Source organism: Marinitoga sp. 1155 (genome assembly GCF_001021175.1).
GTDB lineage: Bacteria > Thermotogota > Thermotogae > Petrotogales > Petrotogaceae > Marinitoga.
Genome location: NZ_AZAX01000050.1, coordinates 1 through 1,243 on the forward strand (window position 1 = coordinate 1; position 1,243 = coordinate 1,243).

Below are 1,243 nucleotides of genomic sequence, written 5' to 3' on the forward strand. Positions count from 1 at the left end.
TTTTATTTGTTTTTAAGCATAAGGCAGCATACAATATTCGCCTTAGTCTCGTAGGCTCGGTGTTATGTATTAGAGACATCATTTGTACTACTCCTCTCAGAACTTAATTTATAATTTTTAAATCGCTTATTAATACTTTTTCGTTCTTTTGCAACATATTTTCTTGGCCTTTGAATACAATCCTTAATTCTGTTTTTAATACCTTCAATAGTTAAATCATCATAATCTTGAAAAATGCTTTTCCATGTAAGGATATAACCATTATGAATACTTATTTCTTTATGCTTATTTTCTAAATTATCATTTTCAATCTTTTTTCTTATTCTCTCAGAATCTTCTACAATCGATACATTCCCCAATAAAAACAAAATAAAATCTTTATTACTTTTATCTTCTTCATAAACATTACTTTTGTCAAAAGAAAAATATATAATCTTATTAAATACTTTTACAAAATTATCCTTTAGTTCCATATCACCATTTTCTAGTTCGAATAAAATATATAAAAGAAAGATTAATTCCGAATATGCTTCTTTATTATTTCTTACAGAAAAATATTTTTTAGCATCACCTTTTACATACGAAAAAAATTTAATTATTTCCGGATATGGAATTTTTAAATTATCGTCAATATTGAAAATTAAATCTTTAAACTTCTTTTTTTCTCCATCACTTTTATTATCCTTAAAACTCTTTCTTATATTCTTTAATAAATACTTCGCTATTGGAACATATGCAGTAAATGTAGCGTTTGTTTCCTTAGAACTATAATCCAATGCTTCTGAAACTAATTTGACTAAAACTTCATTATAAATTTTTCTCATCAAACTATCTGCACTCAAATTTTCGTCTGTCGATTCTGTCAAAATTAAATCTTTCCAACTAGAATTTTTAATGTTTTTAATGCTTTCACAGTAGCTCCTTGCAATATATTTATGAACAAAAGATGGATCTTTTTCATATGATGATATAATTGGAATATTAGAATATTCCTTAAAAATAGTATCATTTTCACTACCAACATTATTATTATCAAAATCATCTTTTGTTTCTTCAAAAACCTTTTGAATAGTATGCAAAACCTGCGGTTCATCACTTCCATATCCAACAAATAATAAAGTTGTACTTCTTAATTTAAATCTAAAAAGATCAGCAGCCCATTGACGATCTCTCCAATCTTGTAATTGCTGTGAAGTAAACAAAATTTGATCATACTTCTCATTTTGTATTTCTAATGCACAAC

At 25.7% G+C, this 1,243-nt stretch carries 1 protein-coding gene; it reads right to left on the reverse strand.

Annotated features, from left to right (window positions below; genetic code table 11):
* Positions 1-62: 62 nt before the first annotated feature.
* The coding region (locus X274_RS10350; RefSeq protein ID WP_047266760.1) for an SIR2 family protein at positions 63-1,243 on the reverse strand (1,181 nt) is incomplete at its 5' end.